The sequence below is a fragment of the Lonepinella koalarum genome, assembly GCF_004565475.1.
Taxonomy (GTDB): domain Bacteria; phylum Pseudomonadota; class Gammaproteobacteria; order Enterobacterales; family Pasteurellaceae; genus Lonepinella; species Lonepinella koalarum.
In genome coordinates this window covers 135,614-161,896 of record NZ_SRHX01000001.1, presented here as the reverse complement: position 1 = coordinate 161,896, position 26,283 = coordinate 135,614, and the positions used below count along the sequence as shown (strand labels likewise).

Below are 26,283 nucleotides of genomic sequence, written 5' to 3'. Positions count from 1 at the left end.
AATGTCAGCAGGAAAAATTGTACAGATTATCGGTGCGGTAATCGACGTTGAATTCCCACAAGATGCAGTACCAAAGGTTTACGATGCATTAAAAGTTGAATCAGGGTTAACCCTTGAGGTACAACAACAATTAGGTGGCGGCGTGGTGCGTTGTATCGCGTTGGGTTCATCTGATGGTTTAAAACGTGGTTTAAAAGTAGAAAACACAGGTCATCCTATTTCTGTGCCAGTAGGCGTGAAAACCTTAGGACGGATTATGAACGTGCTAGGTGAGCCGATTGATGAGAAAGGTGAAATTGGTGCAGAAGAAAATTGGGCTATCCATCGTCAAGCACCAAGCTATGAAGATCAATCTAACAGCACAGAATTATTAGAAACGGGGATCAAAGTGATTGACTTAATTTGTCCATTCGCTAAGGGTGGTAAAGTCGGTCTATTCGGTGGTGCGGGTGTAGGTAAAACCGTCAATATGATGGAATTAATCCGTAATATTGCGATTGAGCATTCAGGTTATTCCGTATTTGCAGGGGTGGGTGAACGTACCCGTGAAGGTAACGACTTCTACCACGAAATGACAGAATCGAACGTATTGGATAAAGTATCTCTCGTTTATGGTCAAATGAATGAGCCACCCGGCAACCGTCTGCGTGTGGCATTAACCGGTTTAACCATGGCGGAAAAATTCCGTGATGAAGGACGTGATGTATTATTCTTCGTGGATAACATCTATCGTTATACCCTTGCAGGGACAGAAGTGTCGGCGTTGTTAGGACGTATGCCATCTGCGGTAGGTTATCAGCCAACTTTGGCGGAAGAAATGGGTGTGTTGCAAGAACGTATTACTTCTACCAAAACAGGGTCTATCACCTCAGTACAAGCGGTTTATGTACCAGCCGATGACTTAACTGATCCATCGCCAGCAACGACCTTTGCGCACTTAGACTCTACCGTAGTATTAAGTCGTAATATTGCTTCTTTAGGTATTTATCCTGCGGTTGACCCGTTAGATTCTACCTCTCGCCAACTTGATCCATTAGTAGTCGGTGAAGAACATTATAACGTGGCGCGTGGTGTACAAGGTATCTTACAACGCTACAAAGAATTGAAAGATATTATCGCCATTCTGGGTATGGACGAACTTTCCGAAGATGATAAATTAGTGGTAGCCCGTGCGCGTAAAATCGAACGTTTCTTATCACAACCCTTCTTCGTGGCAGAAGTGTTTACCGGTTCACCGGGTAAATATGTGTCATTAAAAGAGACTATTCGTGGTTTCAAAGGTATTCTTGAAGGCGAATACGACCATATTCCAGAACAAGCGTTCTATATGGTGGGTTCAATTGATGAAGTTGTTGAAAAAGCGAAAAATATGTAATCACTTCAACTGATTACCAGATTGAAGGAGATCAAAATGGCAACATTTAACTTAATTATCGTCAGTGCGGAGAAAAAAATTTTCGAAGGTGCGGTAAAAAGCGTGCAAGCTAGTGGTATTGAAGGGGAATTAGGGATTTTAGCCAATCACACCCCTTTAATGACAGCAATTAAACCGGGAATTGTGAAATTCTCTTTAGAAAGTGATAAGGAAGAAGTTATCTACGTTTCCGGTGGATTTTTAGAAGTTCAACCCAATGTGGTTACAGTATTAGCTGATGTCGCTATTCGTGGTGAAGAACTTGATCAAGATCGTATTTTGAATGCAAAACGCAAAGCAGAAGAAAATATTGTCGCAAGATCAGGTGACGCTAACCATGAATTAATGGTGGCTAAATTATCACAAGAACTTGCTAAACTTCGTGCTTATGAATTAACGGAAAGTTTAGTGAAAAAAAGCCGTTAAGATAAATTAAAATATAAATTAATCTGCATCCTACTAGTTGGATAATCCAACTGACTGGGGTGCAGATTTTTTATTTGTTCTGACAATTTTTGTCTACTGTGCCACTATTTTCATGTGCCACTATTTTCATTCTAAAAATAAATTATTAGAATCTGCATCTTAATCCGTTGGTTATGAGTCCAACTTTTCGGACGCAGATCAGAAAGCGTGTTTTTTCACAACTTCAGTCTAAACCGCGGTGATTTTTTAGCCAGTTTTTACCCCACCAAAAAATACCGATAAGCCACACTTTCCGTCACATCTTGATAGCTGTAACCGATTTTTTCTAGCTGTTGAGTAAATGCTGCAATACTTTCTTCCGCCACTTGGAAACCTGCCAGCACATTGCCATAATCTGCACCATGGGCGCGATAGTGGAACAGTGAAATATTGGTATTGGTGGTATTTAAGGTGGCTAAGAAATTGAGCAACGCTCCTTTTTGCTCAGGGAATTCAAAACTATATAAACGTTCGTTTAACTGACTACTTGAACGCCCGCCGATCATATAACGAATATGGGTTTTGGCTATTTCATCATCGGATAAATCTTGTACATTATAACCATTATCGCATAGCTGTTTGAGTATCGCTTGTTTTTCCTGTTCACCCGTAATACGCACACCGACAAAAATACACGCCTGTTTTTCATCTGCATAACGATAGTTGAATTCTGTCACAGGATTTTGTCCGAGAATTTGACAGAATTTCAAGAAACTGCCCTGTTGTTCTGGAATAGTGACGGCAAACAGGGCTTCTTGTTTTTCGCCGATTTCACAACGTTCAGACACATAACGCAAGGTATGGAAATTCAAGTTGGCACCAGATAGCACGTTGACTAAGGTTTCTCCCTGAATATTATGTTGCTTGACGTATTTTTTCAAACCAGCCAAGGACAATGCCCCTGCAGGTTCAGACACGGCACGGACATTTTCAAACATATCTTTCATGGCGGCACAGATTTCATCGCCATTCACTAACACCACGTCATCAAGATATTGCTGACAAAGACGGAAAGTTTCATCACCAATACGTTTGACCGCCACGCCATCGGCAAATAAACCGACACGCTCTAAATCCGTTGGTTCACCCGCTTTTAATGCCGCATATAAACAAGCACTGTCTTTACTTTCGACACCGATGACTTTAATTTCAGGTAAAAGTTGCTTAATTAACACCGCGATTCCCGCCACTAAACCGCCACCACCAACAGGCACAAAAATACGGTCGATATGACTATTTTGCTGTAATAATTCCATTGCCAATGAACCTTGCCCTGCGATTACGGCTGGGTGATCGAATGGCGGAATAAGGGTCATTTGTTTAGTTTGCGAAAGCTCAATAGATTTGGCTTTGGCTTCATCAAAATTTGCACCGTATAAAAAGACTTCACCACCAAAACTACGCACTGCCTCTACTTTAATGGAGGGGGTGTTTTGTGGCATTACAATGAGAGCCTTGAGTCCAAGTTTTTTTGCTGACAATGCAACGCCTTGAGCATGATTACCCGCAGAGGATGTAATCACGCCAGCAGCTTTTTGTTGTTCGGTTAAACCTGCAATCATGGCATAAGCACCACGTAATTTAAAGCTATGCACAGGTTGACGATCTTCACGTTTTACCAAAATTTGATTACCCAATTTTTCCGATAATTTTTGCATCGGTTGCAATGGGGTAACTTGAGCTAATTCATACACTTTTGAGCTGAGTACTGCTCTTAAATATTCTGCACCAGTGGGCTGGTGAGATAAATTATTTGTCATTTTTTCACCGCAGTTTTATTGTATTTCATTTAAATGTAGGGGCAGATATACAGATCCGCCCCTACGGATTATCGTTAAATTACAGTTTTGTTTTATCTCGCACCGCACCTTTATCCGCCGATGTAGCAAAATGTCCGAATACTTTTAAGGCAAAGGATACTTCACGTTCACGGTTGGCTGGTTGCCAGCCTTTCACATCTTGTTCCGCACGACGTTGGGCGAGTTCTTCATCAGAGACCAATAAATGAATCCCCCGATTTGGAATATCAATTTCAATCTTATCGCCGTTACGCACTAAACCAATCGCACCACCTGATGCGGCTTCTGGGGAACAGTGACCAATAGATAAACCTGATGTACCACCAGAAAAACGTCCGTCAGTTAATAAGGCACAGGCTTTACCTAATCCCATAGATTTTAAATAGCTGGTTGGATAAAGCATTTCTTGCATACCCGGTCCACCTTTTGGACCCTCGTAACGAATAATCACAATATGTCCTGCTTTGACTTTACCGCCTAAAATGCCTGATACTGCATCTTCTTGGCTTTCAAATACAATGGCTTCGCCCGTGAAATTCCAAATAGACTCATCGACACCAGCGGTTTTGACAATACAACCATCTTGAGCAATATTACCGAACAACACCGCCAAACCACCTTCTTTAGTAATGGCATGTTCTTTGTTTCGAATACAACCATTTTCACGATCATCATCTACGCTGTCCCAACGGCAATCTTGTGAAAAAGCCTGTGTAGTACGAATACCCGCGGGTCCTGCTCGATAGAATTTTAATACATCAGGATTACGGTTGCGGATAATATCATATTGATTAAGCTGTTGTTCAAGGGTTAAACCTAACACCGTTTTAGTATGACGATGAATTAAACCTGCTCGATCTAATTCACCCACTAAGCCCATAATACCGCCGGCACGATGTACGTCTTCCATGTGGTATTTATTGGTATTCGGGGCAATCTTGCTTAAACAAGGAACTTGACGAGAAAGACGGTCAATATCCGCCATGGTGAAATCTACCCCTGCTTCTTGTGCAGTAGCTAATAAATGCAACACGGTATTACTGGATCCACCCATGGCAATATCTAAACTCATAGCATTTTCAAAGGCATCAAAGGTGGCAATGGAGCGTGGCAGAACGCTTTCATCATCTTGTTCATAATAACGTTTACATAGCTCCACAATTTGACGACCTGCTTTTAAGAATAATTCTTTGCGGTCGGCGTGGGTGGCTAAGCAAGAACCATTACCCGGTAAACTCAAACCGAGTGCTTCGGTTAAACAGTTCATGGAGTTCGCCGTGAACATACCTGAACAAGATCCACAAGTCGGACAGGCACTACGTTCAATGGCATCAATACGCTCATCACTGACATTCGGATCCGCAGCTTCGATCATCGCATCCACTAAGTCCAAACGAATTAATTGATCAGATAATTTGGTTTTACCTGCTTCCATTGGACCGCCAGACACAAAAATCGCCGGAATATTTAACCGCATGGCTGCCATTAACATCCCTGGGGTGATTTTGTCGCAGTTGGAAATACACACCATGGCATCGGCACAGTGAGCGTTCACCATATATTCGACGCTGTCGGCAATTAAATCACGGCTTGGCAATGAATACAACATGCCACCGTGTCCCATCGCAATACCGTCATCCACCGCAATGGTATTAAATTCTTTCGCCACCCCACCTGCTTTTTCAATTTCTGCCGCCACTAATTGCCCTAGATCTTTTAAATGTACATGACCGGGGACAAACTGGGTAAAGGAATTGACCACAGCAATAATCGGTTTACCGAAATCGCCCTCTTTCATACCAGTGGCACGCCATAAGGAACGTGCGCCTGCCATATTGCGACCCTGTGTTGAAGTCGCTGAACGTAATTTAGGCATAAATAATCTCTCCAATAAATTTCTAATTTAGATCTAAAATTCACATCTATTCACATGTAGGGGCGTATTGCATACGCCCTATTGCTCGATCTTAAATTGGGCGTATGCAATACGCCCCTACATTATAATGTGAGTACAATCTGAATAATGATTAATCACAACTTACATCAACCACATCATGCAATTTCGCTAATTGGTTGAGTAATAAATGAATCTCTCTCTTGCTAGTGGTATAAATATCTAACCACACTTTACCGTTCTCAAGTTTCATTGTTAACTGTGTCACCGTATAACCACGCAGACGGATCACACGTAAAATACGTTCTAGTACTTCTGGGCTATGGTTGGCAACAATGGTTAATTCATGTAATAACATCTTTCCTCCCAGATTAATTATCTAACATATCCGCATTGCAAGCACCCGGTGGCACTAACGGCCAAACATTATCCTCTGGTGGAATGCAAACGTGCAAGAAATAAGCAGTTGGCGATTGTAATAAACGATCTAACGCCGCATTCACCTCGCTGGCTTTCTCAATACGTTCACCGGGAATATCAAAGGCTTTCGCTAGCGTGACAAAATCTGGGTTGTCGTCTAAAATCGTGGAACTGTGGCGTTCATTAAAAAACAACGATTGCCATTGTCGCACCATGCCTAAACGTTGATTATCCAACAGCACAATTTTAACGGGAACATGGTAAGACTTCACTGCACCAAGTTCTTGAATATTCATCATAATTGAACCATCACCCGTGACTAAAATGACTTCATCTTGCGGACGGGCTTTTTTCGCTCCGATCGCTGCAGGTAAACCAAAACCCATGGTGCCGAAACCAGCCGAAGTAATAAAATTCTCAGGGGCGTAATAATCAATATGTTGAGCCGACCACATTTGATGTTGTCCCACATCGGTAACGATAATATCCGTAGGTGCTTTTTTATCAGAAATCTCATGTAATAACCAAGTAGGATTGATGCAATATTCCCCTTGATTTTTCCCATAAGTAAAATCAAATTGTTGTTTTAACTGATTAATTTTGTCACGCCAAGGTTGAATCGCTAATGCTTGGCTCAAGCCTTGAATTACCTGAATTAAGTTCCCTTGCAACGCCACATCGGCACGGCGTAATTTATGAATTTCCGCTGCATCAATATCCGCATGAATCACTTTGGCATGCGGGGCAAAAGTGTCTAATTTACCCGTAACACGGTCATCAAATCTCGCCCCCAGCACTACCAGTAAATCAGCTTCTTGCACAGCTAAATTCGCCGCTTTAGTGCCGTGCATGCCAATCATCCCCATATAATAGGGGGTATTGGCTGGAATAGCACCTAACCCTTTTAGAGTGGAAATGCTTGGAATTTGAGTTATTTCAATAAACTGGCGTAATACCTCCGTGGCATTTGCCATACCCACACCACCACCAACATAAAGCACAGGCTTTTTCGCTTCTTTTAATAATTGCACCGCACTTTCGAGTTTTTCAGGGTGAATTTTTTTTACCGCAAGTGCTGGATAAACCAACGGTTTAGCCTCTGTCGGAGCAAGTTGAATATCACGTGGAATATCCACTAAGACAGGACCGGGACGACCACTACGGGCAATTTGAAAGGCTTTCGCCATAATTTCGGGTAATTCTTCCACCGATTGCACAATAAAGCTGTGTTTGGTACAAGCCAACGATAACCCCAATACATCAGCTTCCTGAAAGGCATCGGTACCAATTAAATGGCTTGCCACTTGCCCTGTAATTGCGACCACAGGAATGCTGTCCATAAACGCATCACCTAACCCCGTAATAAGGTTTGCTGCTCCGGGTCCAGAAGTGGCAATACACACGCCCACGGTGCCGTTTCCCAAGGCTCTCGCATAGCCAATCGCTTCCATCGCCGCCCCTTGTTCATTGCGACAAAGAAAATGTTCAATGCCACAATCATAAAGTGCATCATAAGTTGGCATAATCGCCCCACCGGGATAGCCAAACACAATGTTGACACCCTGAGCTTTCAGACATTCTGTAACTAATCTTGCTCCATTCATTGTTGTACCTGCAAAAAATTCATTATTGTTTTAGCGTAATCTGCTTCATTATAACGATCTTTCTTATTATTCCTACTATTTATTCATCAAAGTGCGGTCATTTTTTGGTGATTTTTGCTATAATTTCAAAAAATACCAGATTTAAGGATAAAAAATGCAAAACTTGCCTTTCCGTGCAGTGGTGTCTGATATGGACGGTACATTATTAAATACTCATCATGTCGTCGGAGAATTTACCACTGCCACCCTTAAAAAAGTTGCCACTAAAAATGTCGATATTATACTCGCCACTGGGCGTGGCTATCCAGATGTCACCTTTATTTTAAATGAAATGCAGATTGAAAATGCTGCCATGATCACCTCAAACGGTGCGGAAGTACATAATTTACAAGGGGATTTAATTTACAGCAATTATCTGCCCGAACAACTGGCTTTCGAGATTATGCAAGAACCCTATGATCAAAGTAATATTTGTTTAAACAGCTATCAAGGGACGGAATGGTTTATTAATATTGATGTTCCCGAACTTAACAAATACCATAAACAAAGCGGTTTTACCTATCAAGTGGTTGATTTCGCTCAACATCATGCAAGAAACACTCAAAAAATCTTTTTTATCGGACGTGCATTACAAGATTTATTGCCTTTAGAACAACGATTAAAAGAAAAATACGGCGACCAAACCACGATTATTTATTCCACGCCACAATGCTTAGAAGTGATGAATAAAAATGTCTCAAAAGCCACCGCACTTGCAGAGCTATTAAAGCAACGTGACTACGAATTATCGCAATGTATTGCTTTTGGTGACGGTATGAATGATCTGGAAATGCTAACGGAAGTTGGCAAAGGTTGTATCATGGCAAATGCTGATCCAAGATTGTTAACTGCCTTACCTGATTTAGAACGAATCGGATTGAATAAAGATGAAGCGGTAGCCAGTTATTTGCGAGCCACTTTTGGAGTTTCTTAATGTATCAATCATTATTGTTAATTAGTGCTGGAGCTGCATTTGGGGCGATTACTCGTTGGCTGTTTGGAATGTGGTTTAATCCCTTATTCTCAACAATCTCCTTTGGCACCTTAATAGCAAATTATCTCGGTTGCTTATTAATCGGCATATTTACTGCTATTTTTTATCAGTTTCCACAAATTCCGTCGGAATGGAAACTTTTTCTAATCACTGGTTTATTAGGCAGTTTAACGACTTTTTCTGCGTTTTCGCTGGAAATTGTGGACTACTTGATCAATGGCAAAATAATGCAAGCTATTAATGGTATTGGCTTATATGTAATAGGTGGATTTCTTTGTACATTTTTAGGGATTTATTTAACCACTAGGTTAGTTAATGTCTAATATCAAAAAATACAGTGAAAATTAATCATCTTTAAGATTAAAATAATTGTATTAATATCCATCCATAAATTGAGCGTTTTATACCATACTCCTAATATAAGTAATTTTTTTGAGCAAAAAAGAAAATTATTGTGATCCTTGTCACAATTTCGAAATAATAATGTTTCTTTTCCGAAAAATATAGGGTATTTTATCTTTGTGTTTTGACATTGGGGAGAATCTCATTATGAATCGAAATAAGAATTTACAACAAGCCAAAACAGACCGTGAATGGGATGTTGTGATTATTGGTGGTGGTGCCACGGGGTTGGGTATTGCTGTTGATGCCGCCAGTCGTGGTTTTTCTACTTTGTTATTAGAACGTGTTGATTTTGCTAAAGGCACATCCAGTCGAAGTACCAAATTGGTACATGGTGGGGTGCGTTATTTAGCCCAAGGCGATATTGCTCTTGTCCGTGAGGCTTTGCGTGAACGTGGCAGACTCAGCAAAAACGCACCGCACTTATTCAAAAGTGAAACCTTTATAATTCCGGGTGAAAAATGGTGGACGGCGTATTATTATACATTTGGACTGTGGTTATATGACCGTTTATCTGGTGATCTCAGTATTGGACATACCCGTTATTTAAATAAAAACCAAGCCAATCAATCATTAAAAGGGGTCAAACCTGAAAAATTAAATAATGGTGTTTGCTATTATGACGGTCAATTTGATGATGCACGTTTAGCCGTTAATCTTGCTCAAACCGCGATTGAACAAGGTGCCTCTTTAGTCAATTATTGTGAAGTGGTTGGTTTGGATAAAAATACAACGGGTAAGATTTGTGGTGTACAGGCGAAAGATGTGTTGAGTGGCGAAAGTTTTGCTGTAAGAGCCAAATGTGTCATCAATGCGACAGGGGTCTTTACTAATGAAATCAACAGAATGGATAACCCCAATGAAATGGACGGTATCGTTCCAAGCCAAGGTATCCATATTGTAATTGATCGGGAATTTTTACCGAATGAATCAGCTTTAATGGTGCCAAAAACATCTGATGGACGGGTTTTATTCGCCGTGCCTTGGCATGATAAGTTAGTAGTTGGTACAACAGACACGTTAGTGAAAAATGCGGAATATGAACCTCGTCCGTTAGAACAGGAAGTGGAATTTATTTTACAAACAGCCAAAGATTATTTCGTTAAAGCTCCAACTCGTGCGGATGTGCGTAGCGTATTTGTGGGCTTGCGTCCATTAGCGGCACCGAAAGGGGAAAATAAAAGTACCAAAGAAGTGTCACGCAGTCATAAAATTCATATCAGTTCTTCTGGGTTGGTGGATATTATTGGCGGTAAATGGACAACCTATCGTCAAATGGCAGAAGATGCTTTAGATGCGGCGATGAAAGCCAATATTCTACCTAAAAAACAATGTGTGACTACGGATCTCAAAATTCATGGACATCATCCAGCAGATATGAACAGCCACCTTGGTTTTTATGGCAGTGACCGTACGTATATTGAACAGCTTGCGGCTAGTGACAGCAAATTAGGTAGCCGAATTCATCCAGATTATCCATTCCTGTATGCCGAAGCATTATGGGCGGTACGCGAAGAAATGGCACAAACCTTGGAAGATGTGTTAGCTCGCCGCATTCGTTTGTTATTTTTAGATGCAAGAGCAGCCTCAGCCGTGGCAGAAGATGTGGCAAATTATATTGCCCCTGAATTAAATAAAGATGCCATTTGGGTGGAACAACAAGTCAATGAGTTCCGTCAATTGTGTAAACAGTATCATTTTTAATTAATAAAGGAGAAACACTATGTTCGGTCCATTCAAACCTGCACCGCATATTGCGGAATTACCCGCAGACAAAGTTGACGCAAGATATAAACAATTACGTTGGCAAGTATTTGCTGGGATTTTCTTTGGCTATGCCGCTTATTATTTTGTGCGTGGTAACTTCGATTTAGCTCAAAAAGGTTTAATTGAAGCGGGAATGTATAATAAAGCAGAATTAGGATTTATTGGTTCAGCATTAGGGTTAGCTTATGGTATTTCAAAATTCGTCATGGCGGGTATGTCTGACCGCTCTAATCCGAAAGTATTCTTACCATTTGGTTTGTTTTTGTCAGGTCTCTGTATGACATTGATGGGTTTAATGCCGTGGGCAACTTCTGGTGTGATGATTATGTTCGTGTTGATCTTCCTTAATGGTTGGTTTCAAGGTATGGGTTGGCCACCGTGTGGACGTACTATGGTGCATTGGTGGTCTAAATCAGAACGTGGCACCATTGTTTCCATTTGGAATACAGCTCACAACTTAGGCGGTATGGTGCCAGGTGCAATGGTACTGTTAGCCAGTGCCATTTATTTTAATACGCATGGTGTACAAGCTACAGCAAAAGATGTGTGGCAACAAACCTTGTACTATCCGGGTATCGCCGCTATCGTAGTTTCATTCATCATTTATTTTATCATGAAAGACACTCCTCAATCTTGCGGTTTGCCGTCCATTGAAAAATGGCGTAATGATTACCCAGATAACTATGATGAAAAAACCAACGAACAAGAATTAACCACTAAAGAAATTTTTGTTACTTATGTATTGAAAAACAAATTGTTATGGTATATCGCTATTGCCAACGTGTTCGTCTATTTAATTCGTTATGGTGTATTAAAATGGTCACCAGTGTATCTTGGCGAAGTTAAACACTTCAACATTAAAGGTACTGCTTGGGCTTACACTATTTATGAACTCGCCGCTATTCCGGGTACATTATTGTGCGGTTGGGTATCTGACAAAGTCTTCAAAGGTAAACGTGGTTTAACTGGATTTATTTTTATGATTTTAACTACCATTGCGGTGGTGGCATTATGGAAAAATCCAGCAACGCCAGAAGCAGAGTTAGCTAACTATGCCAACTGGTATGAAAATCCGTATCAATTAACTGACTTTATTTTAATGACCACTGTTGGTTTCTTAATCTATGGTCCTGTTATGTTAATCGGTTTACATGCCCTTGAACTTGCACCAAAAAAAGCAGCAGGAACATCCGCAGGATTTACCGGTTTATTCGGTTATCTTGGGGGTACCGTATCTGCCTCTGCCATCGTTGGATGGGCTGCGGAATATTACGGCTGGGATGGAGGTTTCTATGTAATGATCGCAGGAGGAGTGTTATCTATCTTGTTGTTATTTATCGTAATGATTGAAGAAGGTAAACACAAAGCAAAATTAGCAGATCATTATGGGGAATAATAGGAAAAACCTCATTTTATCAATCCCTCTGATTTTCTTAAAAAATAAGAAAATCAGAGGGTTATTTATTTGCGCCCTCTTTTCTAAAAATTTTGTGAACTCTGTCACAAATTCAAAAAAAAGTGCTTTTCAAATAATTTTCTTTTTCATACATTTCTTATCTAAAAGTTGAATTTATTTCGCAAAAGTAAACTTGTTTTTCCAAGACGAACAAAAGGGAAAATATTATAGCATTAGATAAATCATTAAAAAGCAGCCTGTATCGGTGAGTTTATTGGTTTAAATTTACCTTGTAATTGTAAAGAATAAACATCACTGAATTTTATACCACATTTTAAAACAGAAGGAATCTATTATGACAGATAAAAAATACATTATCGCCTTAGATCAAGGTACAACGAGCTCAAGAGCAGTATTGTTGGATCATAATGCTAATATTATCGAAATCGCTCAACGTGAATTTACTCAAATTTATCCGCAAGCGGGCTGGGTAGAACATAATCCGATGGAAATTTGGGCGACCCAAAGTTCAACACTAAATGAAGTGGTAGCCAAAGCAGGGATTACGTCTGATGAAATTGCGGCGATTGGGATTACGAATCAACGTGAAACCACTATTGTGTGGGAAAAAGAAAGTGGTAAGCCTGTTTATAATGCGATTGTGTGGCAATGTCGTCGTACCTCAGATATTACTGATAAATTAAAAGCTGATGGACACGAAGATTATATTCGTAAAACAACAGGGTTAGTGGTGGATCCTTACTTTTCAGGGACTAAAGTAAAATGGATTCTGGATAATGTGGAAGGTGCTAGGGAACAAGCGGAACGTGGCGAATTATTGTTTGGTACAGTGGATACATGGTTAATTTGGAAATTAACCCAAGGACGTGTGCATGTGACGGATTATACCAATGCGTCTCGTACCATGTTATTTAATATCCATACTAAACAATGGGACGATAAAATATTGGAATTACTGGATATTCCGCGTGCTATGTTACCTGAAGTGAAAAATTCATCTGAAGTTTATGGTCAAACCAATATTGGAGGAAAAGGTGGTGTGCGTATTCCTATTGCAGGAATTGCCGGGGATCAACAAGCCGCACTTTATGGTCATTTATGTGTGAACGCTGGACAAGCAAAAAATACCTATGGTACAGGTTGTTTTATGTTAATGCACACTGGGAAAACCGCGGTGCAATCTCAGAACGGTTTGTTAACTACTATAGCATGTAATGCAAAAGGTGAACCGGAATATGCGTTAGAAGGCTCGATCTTTATTGCGGGAGCATCTATTCAATGGTTACGTGATGAATTAAAAGTCGTACATGATAGTGCGGATAGTGAATATTTTGCAACAAAAGTGGACAGTAGCAATGGTGTTTATGTGGTACCAGCCTTTACCGGATTAGGGGCGCCTTATTGGGATCCTTATGCTCGCGGTGCTATTTTTGGTTTATCTCGTGGAGCAAATCGCAATCACATTGTGCGTGCTACCCTTGAATCTATTGCTTATCAAACGCGTGATGTATTGGAAGCAATGCAGTCGGATTCTGGGGTTCAATTACAAAGTTTACGTGTGGACGGTGGTGCAACCGCAAATAATTTCTTAATGCAATTCCAAGCTGATATTTTAGATACCCAAGTGGAACGCCCAAAAGTGAAAGAAGTGACAGCATTAGGGGCAGCTTATTTAGCTGGTTTGGCAGTAGGATTCTGGAAAAACCTTGACGAACTCAAAGATAAAGCGGAAATAGAACATACCTTTATTCCTGATGGCGATAAAGAGAAACGTGCGAAACGTTATAAGGGCTGGAAAAAAGCGGTTAAACGTACTTTAGAATGGGCGAAAGAAGATGCAGAAGATTAAGGATAATACACTGTCAAATATAAAATGAATGTTTATCTGATCGTGCCGTAAAACACTGCCCTTTAGGGCGGTGATATAAGGCACAAATAAAAATAGAAAATTACTCAAAATTTGAGTACAATCAATTCGTGTTAACAGAGATATGCTTAGGCTTTCTCAATGACGACATATTCAGGGTAGGACATACCCGTAGAGCTTGTGAAGTGAATCTCATTAGAGATCAGCAGCAAGAACCCACCGAGAGTAGCCCCTGAAAGGGGGAGCTAGTAGGAATCCCCGTCCTTTAGGGCAGGGAGGATGTCAATATAATACTATTCAATCTATCACTTAATTGATCCGATATACCGTTTAATAATCCAATCAGGTTTCTTGATTGGATTATTTCTTATCTTACCCTTCAATCACCACTACATTAGATAATGCTAACTTTTCTTTGATAGACAATGGCAAAAACCCATCCGTGACAAAATAATCCATGTCAGTTAAGTTTCCTAATTTTACCATGGCATGTCGATTAAATTTAGAATGATCGGATACCAGTAAGGTTTGGCGTGAATTTTCGATAATCGCACGTTTTACTTGTACTTCGTGGTAATCGTAATCTAATAAAGAGCCGTCTAAATCAATGCTACTAATGCCTAAGATACCGAAATCTAAGCGGAATTGTGAAATAAATGCCACGGTAGCTTCACCGATGATACCACCGTCTTGATGACGTAATGTTCCTCCTGCCATAGTGATATGAAAGCTATTATTTTTCATTAAAATGTAAGCGGCGTTGATATTATTCGTCACGATACGTAAATCTTTATGGTTTAACAATGCATTCGCCACCGCTTCGGGGGTAGTACCAATATCAATAAACAAAGATGAACCATTGGGAATCAGTTTGACAGCAGCTTGAGCGATTTTATTTTTTTCTTGCAATAGAAATTCTTTACGATCGGCATAATCACTATTTTCTGCGGAAGAAGGGTGTGCCGCACCGCCGTGGTGACGGCGAATAAGATCTTGTTCTGCTAGGGTATTCAAATCTCGCCGAATAGTTTGTGGACTCACGTTTAAAATATCGACTAATTCTTCTGTACTTACATAGCCTTCTTGTTTAACCAAATCGATAATTTTCTGATGACGAACAGATTGTTTCATGGTGATTATCCTTATTACCTTTCACAATATTGTTGAATAAACGCTATTTTACCACTTTTGCGGTATGTTTTGGTCTATGGGGGTATTTGTGATAGTGATAGCTTAATAAAAATAAGGCAAACTATAAGTTTGCCTATTATTCTGTAAATAGCATTAAACGTTATCAATTTGTCCCAATAATGAACGTAAACGTTCTTGCCAGCTATCGTGTTCCACTTTTAATTGCTCGTTTTCATTGCGTAACGCATCATAGGCTTGTTGCGTTTGTTGGTTTCTATCTTTTAATTCTTCTACTTCTAATTGAAGTAATTGAATAGTTTCAACTGCTTGTCGGATTTTGCCTTCTAATTGATCTAAAATTTCTAATGACATAATAAATTCCTTTCAAAAATAATGTGAGAGTATGCCAGTTATTCTACCCATATATGCTAGGTTTTAAAAGTAGCAAATGAGAAAAAATAGTTATTACTGCGAATTTTTTAATACAAGGCTTAATGCTGGTGATAAAATAAAGGGAAATTTTATTTAATAATAAGGAACTGTAAAATGAACAGATTATTAGCCATAGAGTTTTCTCGCATTACCGAAGCGGCAGCCTTAGCCGCTTTTGCTTGGTTAGGACGTGGTGACAAAAATGCAGCAGATGATGCAGCAGTGAAAGCCATGCGTTTTATGCTCAACCAAATGGAAATGGATGCGGAAGTGGTGATTGGTGAGGGCGAAATTGATCAAGCACCAATGTTATATATCGGTGAAAAATTAGGGACAGGCAAAGGTGAACAGATTGCCATTGCGGTTGACCCGATTGATGGCACAAGAATGACCGCTATGGGACAATCTAATGCCATTTCTGTATTAGCAGCAGGTGGCAAACAAACCTTTTTGCGTGCTCCAGATATGTATATGGAAAAATTGGTTGTCGGTGCGGAAATGAAAGGCATGATCGATTTATCTTTACCGATTGAACAAAACCTACGCCGAGTGGCACAAAAATTAGGTAAATCTATGAGCCAAGTGACGGTAATGGTATTAGCCAAACCCCGTCATGATCAAGTGATTAAAAAAATTCAGCAACTGGGTGCCAGAGTATTAGCTATTCCTGATGGAGATGTGGCGGGGGCATTATTATGTTGTTTACCTGATGGCGGTGTCGATATGCTATATGGTATCGGTGGAGCCCCTGAGGGAGTAGTAACCGCAGCAGCAGTGCGAGCGTTAGGTGGTGATATGCAAGCACGTTTATTACCACGTAATCAAGTCAAGGAAGATACTCCAGAAAATCAAAAAATAGCGGAAGATGAAATTCGTCGTTGTACACAAAATGGTATAGTGGTTAATCAAATTTTACATTTAGAAGATTTAGCCAAAGATGATAATTTAGCTTTTGTTGCGACAGGAATTACCAATGGTGAACTATTAAAAGGGATTCAACGTAAAGGCAATTTAGCAACAACAGAAACCTTGTTAATTCGAGGTAAATCTCGTACTATTCGTCGCATTATCTCGACCCATTATTTAGATCGTAAAGAGGCGGAGATTTATGATTTAATTGGGGAATAAGTCGTTAATGCTCTCCCTAATTTCAATCGGGGAGAGCTTATAATCATCCTTATTTAATTAACTCACTAAAGGTTAATTCATAATTATCTCCATCTCGGGCGTATTTTAAATAGCGTGGAAATTGTTCACCCTCATATTTTTTCACGGTAATATCTTTTCCATCAGCATTAAAGGTGTAAGTCAACTCTTTAACAGTTTTGCCCGCGTTGTTGACATTTTGTTCAAATTTTTTCACAAACACATTATTCATTGGATAGAGTTTTTTACCATTAGTAATAATAAAATTCACCGGCAATTTATCATAGTAAGTTAATTGGAATGCCATGGTAAATAAATCATAAACAGGCATACTCACACTTTCTTTTTTTAATCCACCTTTCACTTTACCATATTCAATTTGTTTGCCGTTGATCTTAGCTAAAGCATAAGTATTTTTGTTACGAGTATCTTTGTAATTAAACATGGTAAAATTACGACTATTATGTGTACCGGAAGAAATAAATTGAATGTTGTAAAGAGGGACGTTAATTCTGGCATTAATGGCATAATTTGTCCCATTTTCACTAAAATGCACATAAGCCGGCATTAAATAGTTGGAACTGTATTTGATATTGTAATCCACTGCTTGAGCAAGGCTAGCAGTCGTTAAAGCACAAAGTGCGGTAATAAATTTAAAAAATTTCATATTTGCTCCTAAAAAAATGAAGGTGTGATTGCTTGCTCACACCTTAAATTAGACCACAATTTATGGTAAAAGTTTATTGCGCAGGTACAAACCCGATGGCTTGATAAATGCTGGCTAAGGTGTTGGCTGCACGTTCACGGGCTTTTTTTGCACCTTCCGATGCAATTTGATTTAACAAGGTTTCATTATTACGATAATGATAAAAACGCGCTTGTAACTCAGTTAACATGCTGACTACGTTTTCTGCTACCGCCCCTTTTAAATGACCATACATTTTACCTGCAAATTCTTTTTCTAAATCCGCAATCGGCACATCACGAATCACTGAAAGAATCTCTAATAAGTTCGATACCCCCGCTTTATTTTGTAAATCATAACGTACCACAGGCGGTTCTTCGCTATCAGTCATGGCTCGTTTGATTTTTTTCTCAACGGATTTTGGATCTTCCAACAAGGTAATCACGTTATTGCGGTTTTCATCGGATTTTGACATTTTCTTAGTAGGATCTTGCAATGCCATCACTTTTGCCCCTGCTTTTGGAATAAAGGCTTCTGGCACTACAAATAATTCCCCTTTTTCATTTGGATATAAAGCATTAAAACGTTGTGCAATATCACGCGTGATTTCAAGGTGTTGACGTTGGTCTTCGCCCACAGGCACTTGGTTGGCTTGATATAATAAAATATCCGCTGCCATTAATACGGGGTAAGTAAATAAGCCCACATTCACATTTTCAGCGTATTTGCTGGATTTATCTTTGAATTGCGTCATACGGCTCATTTCACCGAAATAGGTGTAACAATTTAATACCCATGCTAATTGCGTATGTTCAGGTACATGAGATTGCACAAAGATGGTGCTTTTTTCTGGGTCGATGCCACAGGCTAGATAGAGTGCGAGCACGTCTAAAGTGGCTTTGCGTAATTTGTCAGGATCTTGACGAACGGTAATGGCGTGCAAATCCACGATACAGAACAGACAATCAAAGTCATCTTGCATTTTGACCCATTGACGTAATGCACCGAGATAGTTTCCAATAGTTAATTCACCTGATGGCTGAACGCCACTTAATACAACTGGTTTTGTCATTTTTTGTTCCTTAAAACTTGCTATTTTTGTACCGCAGTTTAAACGATTTTTAGAATATCCGCAAAGTCATCAAACACCCATTCAGGGTGGCTTTCTGCAATCGGAATGTTGTAATTATAGCCGTAGGTTAAGCCTACTGCTGCACAGCCAGCATTGTGAGCGGCGAGGATGTCATTGCGAGAATCCCCTACAAATAACATCTGGTGTGGATAAAAACCAAATTTACCACATAAATAATAAAGTGGTGCTGGATGCGGTTTAATCACTGGTAAAGATTGACCGCCTAAGGTTTCACTAAATAAATGGTCAATGGCAAAGGCTTTTAATACAGGTTGAACGTGTTTAGTTGGTTTATTGGTTACTACTGCCAACACAAACCCACGCGCTTTTAACTGTTCTAAAGTGGTTTTTACATTCGGATATAAACGACTCACATTACACAAATTTTCACCGTAATAAAAATTAAACCGCAGTTTTAATTGCTGGATTTGCTGTTCGTCTAGTGGTTTACCAGTTTGTTGCATAGCCCAATCCAAAGCTCGGCTAATTAATACATCTGCACCATTACCAATCCAAGTAAGTACTAGGCTTTCTTCTGCTGGTGGAAAATTAAATTCTGCTAAAGCAGAATTTACTGAAAGTGCTAAATCGGGCAGGCTATTGACTAGAGTACCGTCTAAATCAAAGCCGATAAGTTTAAATTGTGATGCCATAATCTTTACCACTTATTTTCTAACCGCAATGGCTTCAATTTCTAAGCCAACATCTTTTGGTAAACGAGCTACTTCAACACAAGAACGAGCAGGGAAAGTCGGGTGATTATTTTCTTGGAAGAAACGTTCGTATTCTGCATTAACGGCAGCAAAATGGTTAAGATCTTTAACAAAAACCGTGGTTTTTACAATATCGCTTACTGTTAATCCTGCTTGTTCGACAATCGCTTTGATATTTTCTAACGATTGACGTGCTTGAGCCACAATATCCGTTGCAATTTCGCCAGTGGCTGGATTGACCGGAATTTGTCCTGAAGTCAGCACTAAATTACCTAAATCCACAGCTTGTACATAAGGTCCAATGGCGGCGGGTGCTTTATCTGTATGAATAACTGTTGTCATAATAAATTTCCTTTATAGTATGCAATGATATATTCATTCTACACAAAAAAAACGAAAAAAAATACCGCACTTTAGTACGGTATGCTGGATTAATGTAAGGCATGTACAATAACGAGGAATATTTTTAACGAACTGGCATTAATTAAGTCGATAAAAAATGCACCTACCATAGGTACAATTAAGAACGCTTTATGGGATGGACCAAAATGGGATGTTACCGATTGCATATTTGCCACGGCGGTTGGTGTCGCTCCCAACCCGAAACCACAATGTCCGGCACTTAATACAATCGCATCATAATCTTTCCCCATAGCGCGATAGGTGATAAAAATCGAATAAGTAATCATCACCACGACTTGTAGGATTAGAATCGCAAATACTGGTAAGGCTAAACCAGCCAGTTCCCATAATTTTAATGACATTAAGGCTATCGCTAAGAAAATTGATAATCCCACGGTGCCTAACACATCAATCGCTTCATCCGCGGCTTTAAATTTGCAGATATGCGCAATTGAGTTACGCATCACTACGCCGGTAAATAAACACCAAACGAAAGTGGGTAATTGCAACGCTGTGCCTTTTGCTTGAACATCTAAGAATTTTCCGACTAACAAACAAATGGATATCATGGTCACCGTTTCAATAATAGAACGTGTATTGATTTTGCGACGATAAACCGGTTTCTCAAAAGCTTCTTGTACATCATCAAAATTTTCATCTTCAAGCACCGTTTCTTTTTTCGAACGTTTTAATAAGAAACTGGCTACTGGACCACCGATAATTCCACCAGAAACCAAGCCAAACGTTGCACAAGCCATAGCTAATTCAGTCGCCCCCTGAATACCAAATTGTTGGGTTAACGTATCCGCCCAAGCAGCTCCGGTACCGTGCCCGCCAGTTAAACTCACTGAACTGGCAATTAAACCGTAGGCTGGATCAATGTCTAAAGCTAACGCACTTAAAATCCCGACAGAATTTTGTAAGAAGATAAGCCCCGCTGCCACAATCAAAAAGATGATCAGGGGTTTTCCTCCTTTGACTAGACGAGAAAAGTTGGCACTTAACCCAATCGAGCTAAAGAAAACCAGCATCATCGTGGTTTGTAGTTCTTTATCAAAGGTAAATTGAATGCCCCAGACTTGATAAGCAATAGTTAACACGACAGCGACGATAAAGCCACCGACAACGGGTTCAGGAATATTAAAGTTATTTAAGATACGAATACGTTTTACCAGAAAATAACCCAGTAATAATACAAAACCCGCTAGCGTCAGCGTTTCGTATGAATCAAAGATCATCATTTTCCCCTATTATATGATAGTTAAAAATAACCAAATAACATTTTGGTAAAGCCTATAACCTATCAAAAAATACCTATTTTTTCTAGTAAAAATGTAATTACCGCGAAGTTGATATTTTACTTTAGGTTAATAATGTTTCAATAAGTTGGATGTTTATCTCATAATAAATAACAGTTAAACTTATAACCATAGATTTACTAGGAGGACAGAATAATGTTACAAATAAGATATGCTCAGGAACGTGGTCATGGTTCCGCTGACTGGTTAAAAAGTTATCATACCTTTTCATTTGCGAATTATTATGACCCAAAACATATGCATTTTTCCCATTTACGAGTGATTAATGAAGATTTTATAGCCCCCTTGCGTGGTTTTGGCAAACATCCCCATGACAATATGGAAATCTTAACCTATGTGCTTAATGGACGTGTGGCTCACCAAGATAGTATGGGTAATCAGACCGAGGTCAAAGCAGGTGAATTTCAGATAATGTCTGCTGGTACTGGGATTTTTCATTCGGAAGTGAATCCAGATGAAAAAGAAACCTTACATTTATATCAAATTTGGATCATTCCAAATCAGAAGAACATTAACCCAAGATATGATCAAGGACAGTTCACCGATAAACAAGGTGGTACTTTGATTTTATCGCCTGATGCCAGCGACGGTTCGTTTAAGATTTATCAGGATATGAAATTATGGCGTTATCAATTTAGTGCACCAAGTACGGAAAAAATTTCTTTGAATTTGCACCGCAGTTACTGGTTGCAAGTGGTTAAAGGGGAATTATCCGTAAACGGCGTGAAATTGAATAGCAGTGATGCCTTAGGTATTAAAGCAGAACCAAGATTAGCGATTGAAACGAGCAGTGATGTTGAATTTTTACTGTTTGATTTGATTTAAACTTGGGACTAGAATACAACAATATTTATTATAAGGAAAATTATTATGACAAAACAAATTGCAGTATTAGTAGGAAGTAATAGCAAAACTTCATTTAACCAAATCGTGGCAAAATATTTACAATCTATTGCACCAGCGAGTATCCAACTTAACCTGATTGAAATTGCAGATCTGCCATTATACGATCGTGATTTTGATGATAACAGCCCAGCACAATATGCGCGTTTTCGTCAACAAATTAAAGACGCTGATGGCGTATTGTTGATTAGTCCAGAACATAATGGTGGTCTGTCTGCGATGTTAAAAAATGCCATTGATATTGGTTCACGCGCTTCAGGACAAAGTTTATGGATTGGTAAACCAGCAGGTCTTGTCGCTGTTACGGCGACAGATGGTGCGGGCGTATCCGGTCAATTAAAAGCGATTGCTAATGCACATTATATTAATATGAAAGTATTACCAGAAGTGGTTAATGTAGCAGGTATTTTCAGTGGTGTATTTAACGAGCAAGGTGAAATTGTTTCTGAAGAGGTAAAACAAAAACTACAAAACTTTATCAAGGATTTTGCGGATTTTGTGCAATAATTTGTATTCCCTGCACTAACGGACAGGGCTATGAATAGTAACGATGCTCTGCATCTTTTCTAGCCACAGCGTGGCATAATATACTTAACCCCATATGTAAATATGGGGTCTTTTACTAGGAAAACCCAATGAAAACCCTCAATATCGCCATTGCTGGTAGCGGTTATTCCGCTCGATTATTTCATGTTCCTTTTTTCAAAACCGATGATCGCTTTCGTATTTGTAAAGTGTATGAACGTTCTACTGAACGCGCAAAAGCATGGTTGCCCGATGTGAAAATTGTGCGAGATTACGCGGAATTATTAACTGACGAAATCGATCTGGTGGTGATTACTACGCCAAATCAAACTCATTATGCTATGGTGAAACAAGCCATTTTAGCGAAAAAAAATGTATTGGTGGAAAAGCCGTTAGTTGCCACTTCACAACAAGCAATGGAATTAAATGAGTTAGCTCAACAGCATCATGTTACCCTATATGTGTATCAAAACCGCCGTTGGGATAGTCATATTGCGACTGCAAAAGAAATTTTACAAAAAGGTTTAGTCGGTGAACCAGTGGATTGTGAAATCCGTATGGAACGTTATGCTAAAAGTAAAAACCCGAAACAATGGAAAGAAACGGGCGAACAAGGCACAGGCTTGATGTATGATTTAGGTGTACATTTAATTGATCAGGCGGTGTATTTATTTGGCAAACCACAAGCGGTATTTGCGGATATTCGTTCGCAGCATGAAGATTCGGTGGTGGATGATAATTTTGATGTGCATTTATATTATGCTAACGGTTTAAAAGTGTCGCTGATTGCCAGTAAATATGTTCGAGAAACTAACGCACAATTCGCCTTGCATGGTAAACTAGGTTCTTACCTTAAGGCGAAAGCCGATCAGCAAGAAAATCTGTTAATCAACGGTATTGTTCCCGTGGGGAATTGGAATGCTGAGAGTGAAGAATGGTGGGGTATTTTACATACTGAACAAGATAACCAAGTTGTACGTTATGCTTACCCAAATGTAGCAACCAGTTATCGAGCGTTATTTGATAATCTGTATGCAAATATTATAGAAAATGCACCGCAGTTAGTGGATATAGAACAGGTTATTTTAGTGTTAAACATCATTGAAAAAGCCTTTGCAAGCGCAAAACATGGTCAAAAAGTTTCAATATAAATGATGATTTGAGCAAATAAAAATATTTATTTGCTCAAGTGTTAAAATAGTAAATTTAGAAATTTCATTTAAAATCAATACCCTTTACACTTCCTTTACAAATTTGTGATTTACAGGTAACGTATTTACCATATAATTTAACCCATATCTTACAGGTGTGGGGACACCTTAATGTAGGGTATGTTTAGGAACCAGAGAACTTATCATTTCTCTGATTGGATTGAAAAGTAATGAAAAGTGCGATAAGAATATTAAATTTCTTATCGCATTTTTTCGGGTATTTAGACCCTAATTAACGGCTTAAATTCACCGCACCTTGATAACCTAATTGTCGCCACGCTTCATAAACAGCTACTGCCACTGAATTAGATAAATTCATACTCCGGCTATTTTCCGTCATAGGAATACGAATTTTTTGTTGCATCGGCATATTGTCTAAGATGGACATCGGAATTCCCCTTGTTTCTGGTCCAAACATCAAATAATCCCCGTATTCAAACCTCACTTCACTGTGGGCTGGACCACCTTTGGTCGTCATCGCAAATAATCGTTTTGGTTGTTCGGATTGTAAAAACCATTCAAAGGTTTTATGTTTTTTGATTTCGGCAAATTCGTGGTAATCTAACCCTGAACGACGTAGTCTTTTATCGTCCCAAGTAAAACCCAGCGGTTCAATTAAATGTAAGCGAAAGCCTGTGTTGGCACATAAACGAATGATATTACCGGTATTTTGTGGAATTTCAGGCTCATATAAAACAATGTCTAACATAATAATTTGTGCTTAAGAAAAATAATGGCAAATTGTACCGCAGTTTAAGGAAAAAATCTTATGAAAAAAAATGTTCCCTTGTTAACACAATCTTGGTTATTTCTGAATGTTTTTTGGCAACGTTTTCAGCAAAACAAGCTCACTCAAGCCGCTGGTTCATTAACATATAACACTACTCTAGCTATTGTGCCGTTAGTCATGGTGGTGTTTGCAATTTTTTCCGCTTTTCCGATGTTTAATGAAATGACGGATTCATTAAAGGAATTTATTTTTACTAATTTTGCGCCATCAGCCAGTGATGTGGTGGGGCAATATATTGATGAATTTGTTAATAATTCTAAACAGATGAGTGCAGTAGGGATTGTGAGTTTAATAGTGGTGGCATTAATGCTAATCAAGTCTATTGATGAAACGCTAAATGATATTTGGCGTGCTAAAAATCGTAGCTTACTCTTTTCGTTTGCGATTTATTGGACGATTTTAACCCTAGGACCGATTTTTATCGGTGCGAGCATTGCTATTTCTAGCTATATTGCGTCATTTCGGCTATTCAATGAAAGCATTAATTTACCCTTTGGTTTAAAATTATTAGGGATAGTGCCGTTTTTATTAACTTGGTTGAGTTTTACCCTGATTTATTTATTAGTACCAAATCAAAAAGTTTATTGGCAGCATGCTGCTGCGGGTGCGTTGGTGGCAGCGATCTTCTTTACGTTAGGTAAACAAGGTTTTGCTTGGTATATCACCACCTTTCCATCTTACCAATTAATTTATGGTGCGATGGCGACCTTACCTATTACGTTGCTGTGGATTTGGTTAAGCTGGGTCTTTATTTTACTCGGTGCACAATTAACGGCTGTGTTAGATGATATGCGATTAATTAACGCGGGTGAATTAAATTTGTCACAAATCATGGAAAAATTTAAGGAAAAACAACAATGATTGGATTAATTCAACGAGTGAGCCAAGCCAACGTAGCGGTGGACAACCAGATTATCGGGGAAATCGGCAAAGGATTATTGGTATTGCTCGGGGTGGAAAAACAAGACACGCCTGCCAAAGCAGATAAATTAGTGGAAAAAGTACTGAATTATCGGGTATTTACTGATCCAGAGGGTAAAATGAATTTAAATGTACAACAGGTGGGAGGAGCGCTGTTAGTGGTGTCGCAATTTACCCTTGCGGCTGATACGCAAAAAGGCTTACGTCCGAGTTTCTCAAAAGGTGCATCTCCAGATCTAGCAAATCAATTGTATCAATATTTTGTGCAAAAGTGCGGTGAAAAAATTCAAGTTTCTAGCGGACAATTTGCCGCCGATATGCAAGTTAGCTTAACTAATGATGGACCAGTGACCTTCTGGCTAAATGTGTAATAAAAATTAGTTTTTGCAACATGCAGAAAGTCGGTTATACTTAACGCCTATTTTTATTTACTTCAATTTGAGAACAATATGGAAGAATTTATGCCGTTGGCAGTACAATTTGCCAAAAACCATACCTTGTTAGTGGTCGCTTGGGTCGCTATTTTCGTAGCTACCATTTATGTCTTTGTCAAATCTGCCTTAAGCAAAGTGAAATTAGTCAATAATTCCCAAGCCGTTGCGCTAATCAATAATAAAGATGCGGTCGTGATTGATTTGCGTAGTATTGATGAATTTAAACGTGGTCACATTATTAACAGCAAACAATTTTTGCCAAGCGATATTAAAAAACATAATTTAGGCAAAATAGAACAACATAAAGAGATGCCAATTATCTTAGTCTGTGCCACCGGTGCCACAGCCAATACTTCTGCGGAGATCTTGTCTAAACAAGGATTCAGCGAAGTTTATGCCTTACAAGAAGGCATTGCTGGCTGGAACGCCGCCAACTTACCATTAGTAAAATAAGGAT

The 26,283-nt window shown here is 39.2% G+C and carries 26 protein-coding genes; 14 read left to right on the top strand and 12 right to left on the bottom strand.

Annotated elements, in window-relative coordinates; all coding sequences use genetic code 11:
• Nucleotide 1 precedes the first annotated feature (1 nt).
• The gene (gene atpD, locus E0709_RS00800; RefSeq protein WP_132299593.1) at nucleotides 2-1,375 is read left to right on the top strand and encodes a F0F1 ATP synthase subunit beta; all 1,374 of its coding nucleotides are present in this window, start codon (nucleotides 2-4) and stop codon (nucleotides 1,373-1,375) included.
• A 36-nt stretch (nucleotides 1,376-1,411) separates the two neighbouring features.
• Nucleotides 1,412-1,840, top strand: a complete 429-nt coding sequence (locus E0709_RS00795; RefSeq protein ID WP_132299591.1) for a F0F1 ATP synthase subunit epsilon — start codon at nucleotides 1,412-1,414, stop codon at nucleotides 1,838-1,840.
• A 257-nt stretch (nucleotides 1,841-2,097) separates the two neighbouring features.
• On the opposite strand, the gene ilvA is transcribed toward E0709_RS00795, so the two are convergent.
• The 4 genes from ilvA to ilvG all read right to left on the bottom strand — a co-directional run bounded on the left by ilvA (nucleotide 2,098) and on the right by ilvG (nucleotide 7,596).
• Nucleotides 2,098-3,639 carry a threonine ammonia-lyase, biosynthetic gene (ilvA, locus tag E0709_RS00790; protein WP_132299589.1) on the bottom strand — a complete coding sequence of 514 codons (1,542 nt, stop codon included), beginning with the start codon at nucleotides 3,637-3,639 and terminating at the stop codon, nucleotides 2,098-2,100.
• 79 nt (nucleotides 3,640-3,718) lie between these two features.
• On the bottom strand, nucleotides 3,719-5,554 hold the full coding sequence (ilvD, locus tag E0709_RS00785; RefSeq protein ID WP_132299587.1) for a dihydroxy-acid dehydratase: 1,836 nt from the start codon (nucleotides 5,552-5,554) through the stop codon (nucleotides 3,719-3,721).
• A 151-nt stretch (nucleotides 5,555-5,705) separates the two neighbouring features.
• Nucleotides 5,706-5,930, bottom strand: a complete 225-nt coding sequence (gene ilvM, locus E0709_RS00780) for an acetolactate synthase 2 small subunit (RefSeq protein ID WP_132299585.1) — start codon at nucleotides 5,928-5,930, stop codon at nucleotides 5,706-5,708.
• Between the two features lie 13 nt (nucleotides 5,931-5,943).
• Nucleotides 5,944-7,596, bottom strand: coding sequence for an acetolactate synthase 2 catalytic subunit (gene ilvG / locus E0709_RS00775; protein WP_132299583.1), 1,653 nt, complete (start codon nucleotides 7,594-7,596; stop codon nucleotides 5,944-5,946).
• A 154-nt stretch (nucleotides 7,597-7,750) separates the two neighbouring features.
• Here ilvG and E0709_RS00770 point away from each other — a divergent pair, with 154 nt between their 5' ends.
• The 5 genes from E0709_RS00770 (at nucleotide 7,751) to glpK (ending at nucleotide 14,064) form a co-directional block, all read left to right on the top strand.
• A complete protein-coding gene (locus E0709_RS00770) occupies nucleotides 7,751-8,569 on the top strand; it encodes a Cof-type HAD-IIB family hydrolase (RefSeq protein WP_132299581.1) in 819 nt (272 codons plus the stop codon).
• Entirely contained in the window at nucleotides 8,569-8,952 is a 384-nt protein-coding gene (gene crcB / locus E0709_RS00765; protein WP_132299579.1) for a fluoride efflux transporter CrcB, read from the top strand. The genes E0709_RS00770 and crcB overlap by 1 nt, the downstream gene beginning before the upstream one ends.
• Before the next feature lie 226 nt (nucleotides 8,953-9,178).
• Nucleotides 9,179-10,735 (top strand): glycerol-3-phosphate dehydrogenase/oxidase, encoded by a 1,557-nt coding sequence (locus E0709_RS00760; RefSeq protein WP_132299577.1) that lies wholly within the window; start codon nucleotides 9,179-9,181, stop codon nucleotides 10,733-10,735.
• Nucleotides 10,736-10,754: 19 nt separating this feature from the next.
• Nucleotides 10,755-12,194, top strand: coding sequence for a glycerol-3-phosphate transporter (gene glpT, locus E0709_RS00755; protein ID WP_132299575.1), 1,440 nt, complete (start codon nucleotides 10,755-10,757; stop codon nucleotides 12,192-12,194).
• Nucleotides 12,195-12,549: 355 nt separating this feature from the next.
• Nucleotides 12,550-14,064: a glycerol kinase GlpK gene (gene glpK / locus E0709_RS00750; RefSeq protein WP_132299573.1), complete on the top strand. Its 1,515-nt coding sequence runs from the start codon at nucleotides 12,550-12,552 to the stop codon at nucleotides 14,062-14,064.
• Between the two features lie 390 nt (nucleotides 14,065-14,454).
• Here the strand turns inward: glpK and E0709_RS00745 are convergent, their stop codons facing one another.
• Complete coding sequence (locus E0709_RS00745) at nucleotides 14,455-15,213, bottom strand: DeoR/GlpR family transcriptional regulator (RefSeq protein WP_132299571.1); 759 nt, start codon at nucleotides 15,211-15,213, stop codon at nucleotides 14,455-14,457.
• 153 nt (nucleotides 15,214-15,366) lie between these two features.
• Nucleotides 15,367-15,585, bottom strand: coding sequence for a cell division protein ZapB (gene zapB / locus E0709_RS00740; RefSeq protein WP_132299569.1), 219 nt, complete (start codon nucleotides 15,583-15,585; stop codon nucleotides 15,367-15,369).
• A 174-nt stretch (nucleotides 15,586-15,759) separates the two neighbouring features.
• Here zapB and glpX point away from each other — a divergent pair, with 174 nt between their 5' ends.
• Nucleotides 15,760-16,773, top strand: a complete 1,014-nt coding sequence (gene glpX, locus E0709_RS00735; protein ID WP_132299567.1) for a class II fructose-bisphosphatase — start codon at nucleotides 15,760-15,762, stop codon at nucleotides 16,771-16,773.
• A 49-nt stretch (nucleotides 16,774-16,822) separates the two neighbouring features.
• Here the strand turns inward: glpX and E0709_RS00730 are convergent, their stop codons facing one another.
• The 5 genes from E0709_RS00730 to gltS form a co-directional block, all read right to left on the bottom strand.
• Entirely contained in the window at nucleotides 16,823-17,458 is a 636-nt protein-coding gene (locus E0709_RS00730; protein WP_132299565.1) for a hypothetical protein, read from the bottom strand.
• Between the two features lie 73 nt (nucleotides 17,459-17,531).
• Complete coding sequence (gene trpS / locus E0709_RS00725) at nucleotides 17,532-18,548, bottom strand: tryptophan--tRNA ligase (RefSeq protein WP_132299563.1); 1,017 nt, start codon at nucleotides 18,546-18,548, stop codon at nucleotides 17,532-17,534.
• 38 nt (nucleotides 18,549-18,586) lie between these two features.
• A complete protein-coding gene (locus E0709_RS00720; protein ID WP_132299561.1) occupies nucleotides 18,587-19,261 on the bottom strand; it encodes a phosphoglycolate phosphatase in 675 nt (224 codons plus the stop codon).
• A 12-nt stretch (nucleotides 19,262-19,273) separates the two neighbouring features.
• Nucleotides 19,274-19,663 carry a RidA family protein gene (locus tag E0709_RS00715; RefSeq protein WP_132299559.1) on the bottom strand — a complete coding sequence of 130 codons (390 nt, stop codon included), beginning with the start codon at nucleotides 19,661-19,663 and terminating at the stop codon, nucleotides 19,274-19,276.
• An 89-nt stretch (nucleotides 19,664-19,752) separates the two neighbouring features.
• On the bottom strand, nucleotides 19,753-20,961 hold the full coding sequence (gene gltS, locus E0709_RS00710) for a sodium/glutamate symporter (RefSeq protein ID WP_132300270.1): 1,209 nt from the start codon (nucleotides 20,959-20,961) through the stop codon (nucleotides 19,753-19,755).
• Nucleotides 20,962-21,177: 216 nt separating this feature from the next.
• Between gltS and E0709_RS00705 the strand changes: the two genes are divergently transcribed.
• From E0709_RS00705 to E0709_RS00695, 3 genes are all read left to right on the top strand, one after another.
• On the top strand, nucleotides 21,178-21,867 hold the full coding sequence (locus E0709_RS00705; protein WP_132299557.1) for a pirin family protein: 690 nt from the start codon (nucleotides 21,178-21,180) through the stop codon (nucleotides 21,865-21,867).
• A 45-nt stretch (nucleotides 21,868-21,912) separates the two neighbouring features.
• Nucleotides 21,913-22,452 carry an NADPH-dependent FMN reductase gene (locus E0709_RS00700; RefSeq protein WP_132299555.1) on the top strand — a complete coding sequence of 180 codons (540 nt, stop codon included), beginning with the start codon at nucleotides 21,913-21,915 and terminating at the stop codon, nucleotides 22,450-22,452.
• Between the two features lie 128 nt (nucleotides 22,453-22,580).
• The gene (locus E0709_RS00695; RefSeq protein ID WP_132299553.1) at nucleotides 22,581-23,621 is read left to right on the top strand and encodes a Gfo/Idh/MocA family oxidoreductase; all 1,041 of its coding nucleotides are present in this window, start codon (nucleotides 22,581-22,583) and stop codon (nucleotides 23,619-23,621) included.
• 292 nt (nucleotides 23,622-23,913) lie between these two features.
• Here the strand turns inward: E0709_RS00695 and trmL are convergent, their stop codons facing one another.
• Nucleotides 23,914-24,390: a tRNA (uridine(34)/cytosine(34)/5-carboxymethylaminomethyluridine(34)-2'-O)-methyltransferase TrmL gene (trmL, locus tag E0709_RS00690; protein WP_132299551.1), complete on the bottom strand. Its 477-nt coding sequence runs from the start codon at nucleotides 24,388-24,390 to the stop codon at nucleotides 23,914-23,916.
• A gap of 60 nt (nucleotides 24,391-24,450) precedes the next feature.
• Here trmL and E0709_RS00685 point away from each other — a divergent pair, with 60 nt between their 5' ends.
• The 3 genes from E0709_RS00685 to E0709_RS00675 all read left to right on the top strand — a co-directional run bounded on the left by E0709_RS00685 (nucleotide 24,451) and on the right by E0709_RS00675 (nucleotide 26,279).
• Nucleotides 24,451-25,332, top strand: a complete 882-nt coding sequence (locus tag E0709_RS00685) for a virulence factor BrkB family protein (RefSeq protein ID WP_132299549.1) — start codon at nucleotides 24,451-24,453, stop codon at nucleotides 25,330-25,332.
• On the top strand, nucleotides 25,329-25,763 hold the full coding sequence (gene dtd / locus E0709_RS00680) for a D-aminoacyl-tRNA deacylase (protein ID WP_132299547.1): 435 nt from the start codon (nucleotides 25,329-25,331) through the stop codon (nucleotides 25,761-25,763). The genes E0709_RS00685 and dtd overlap by 4 nt, the downstream gene beginning before the upstream one ends.
• Nucleotides 25,764-25,841: 78 nt before the next feature.
• On the top strand, nucleotides 25,842-26,279 hold the full coding sequence (locus E0709_RS00675) for a rhodanese-like domain-containing protein (RefSeq protein ID WP_132299545.1): 438 nt from the start codon (nucleotides 25,842-25,844) through the stop codon (nucleotides 26,277-26,279).
• Nucleotides 26,280-26,283 lie beyond the last annotated feature (4 nt).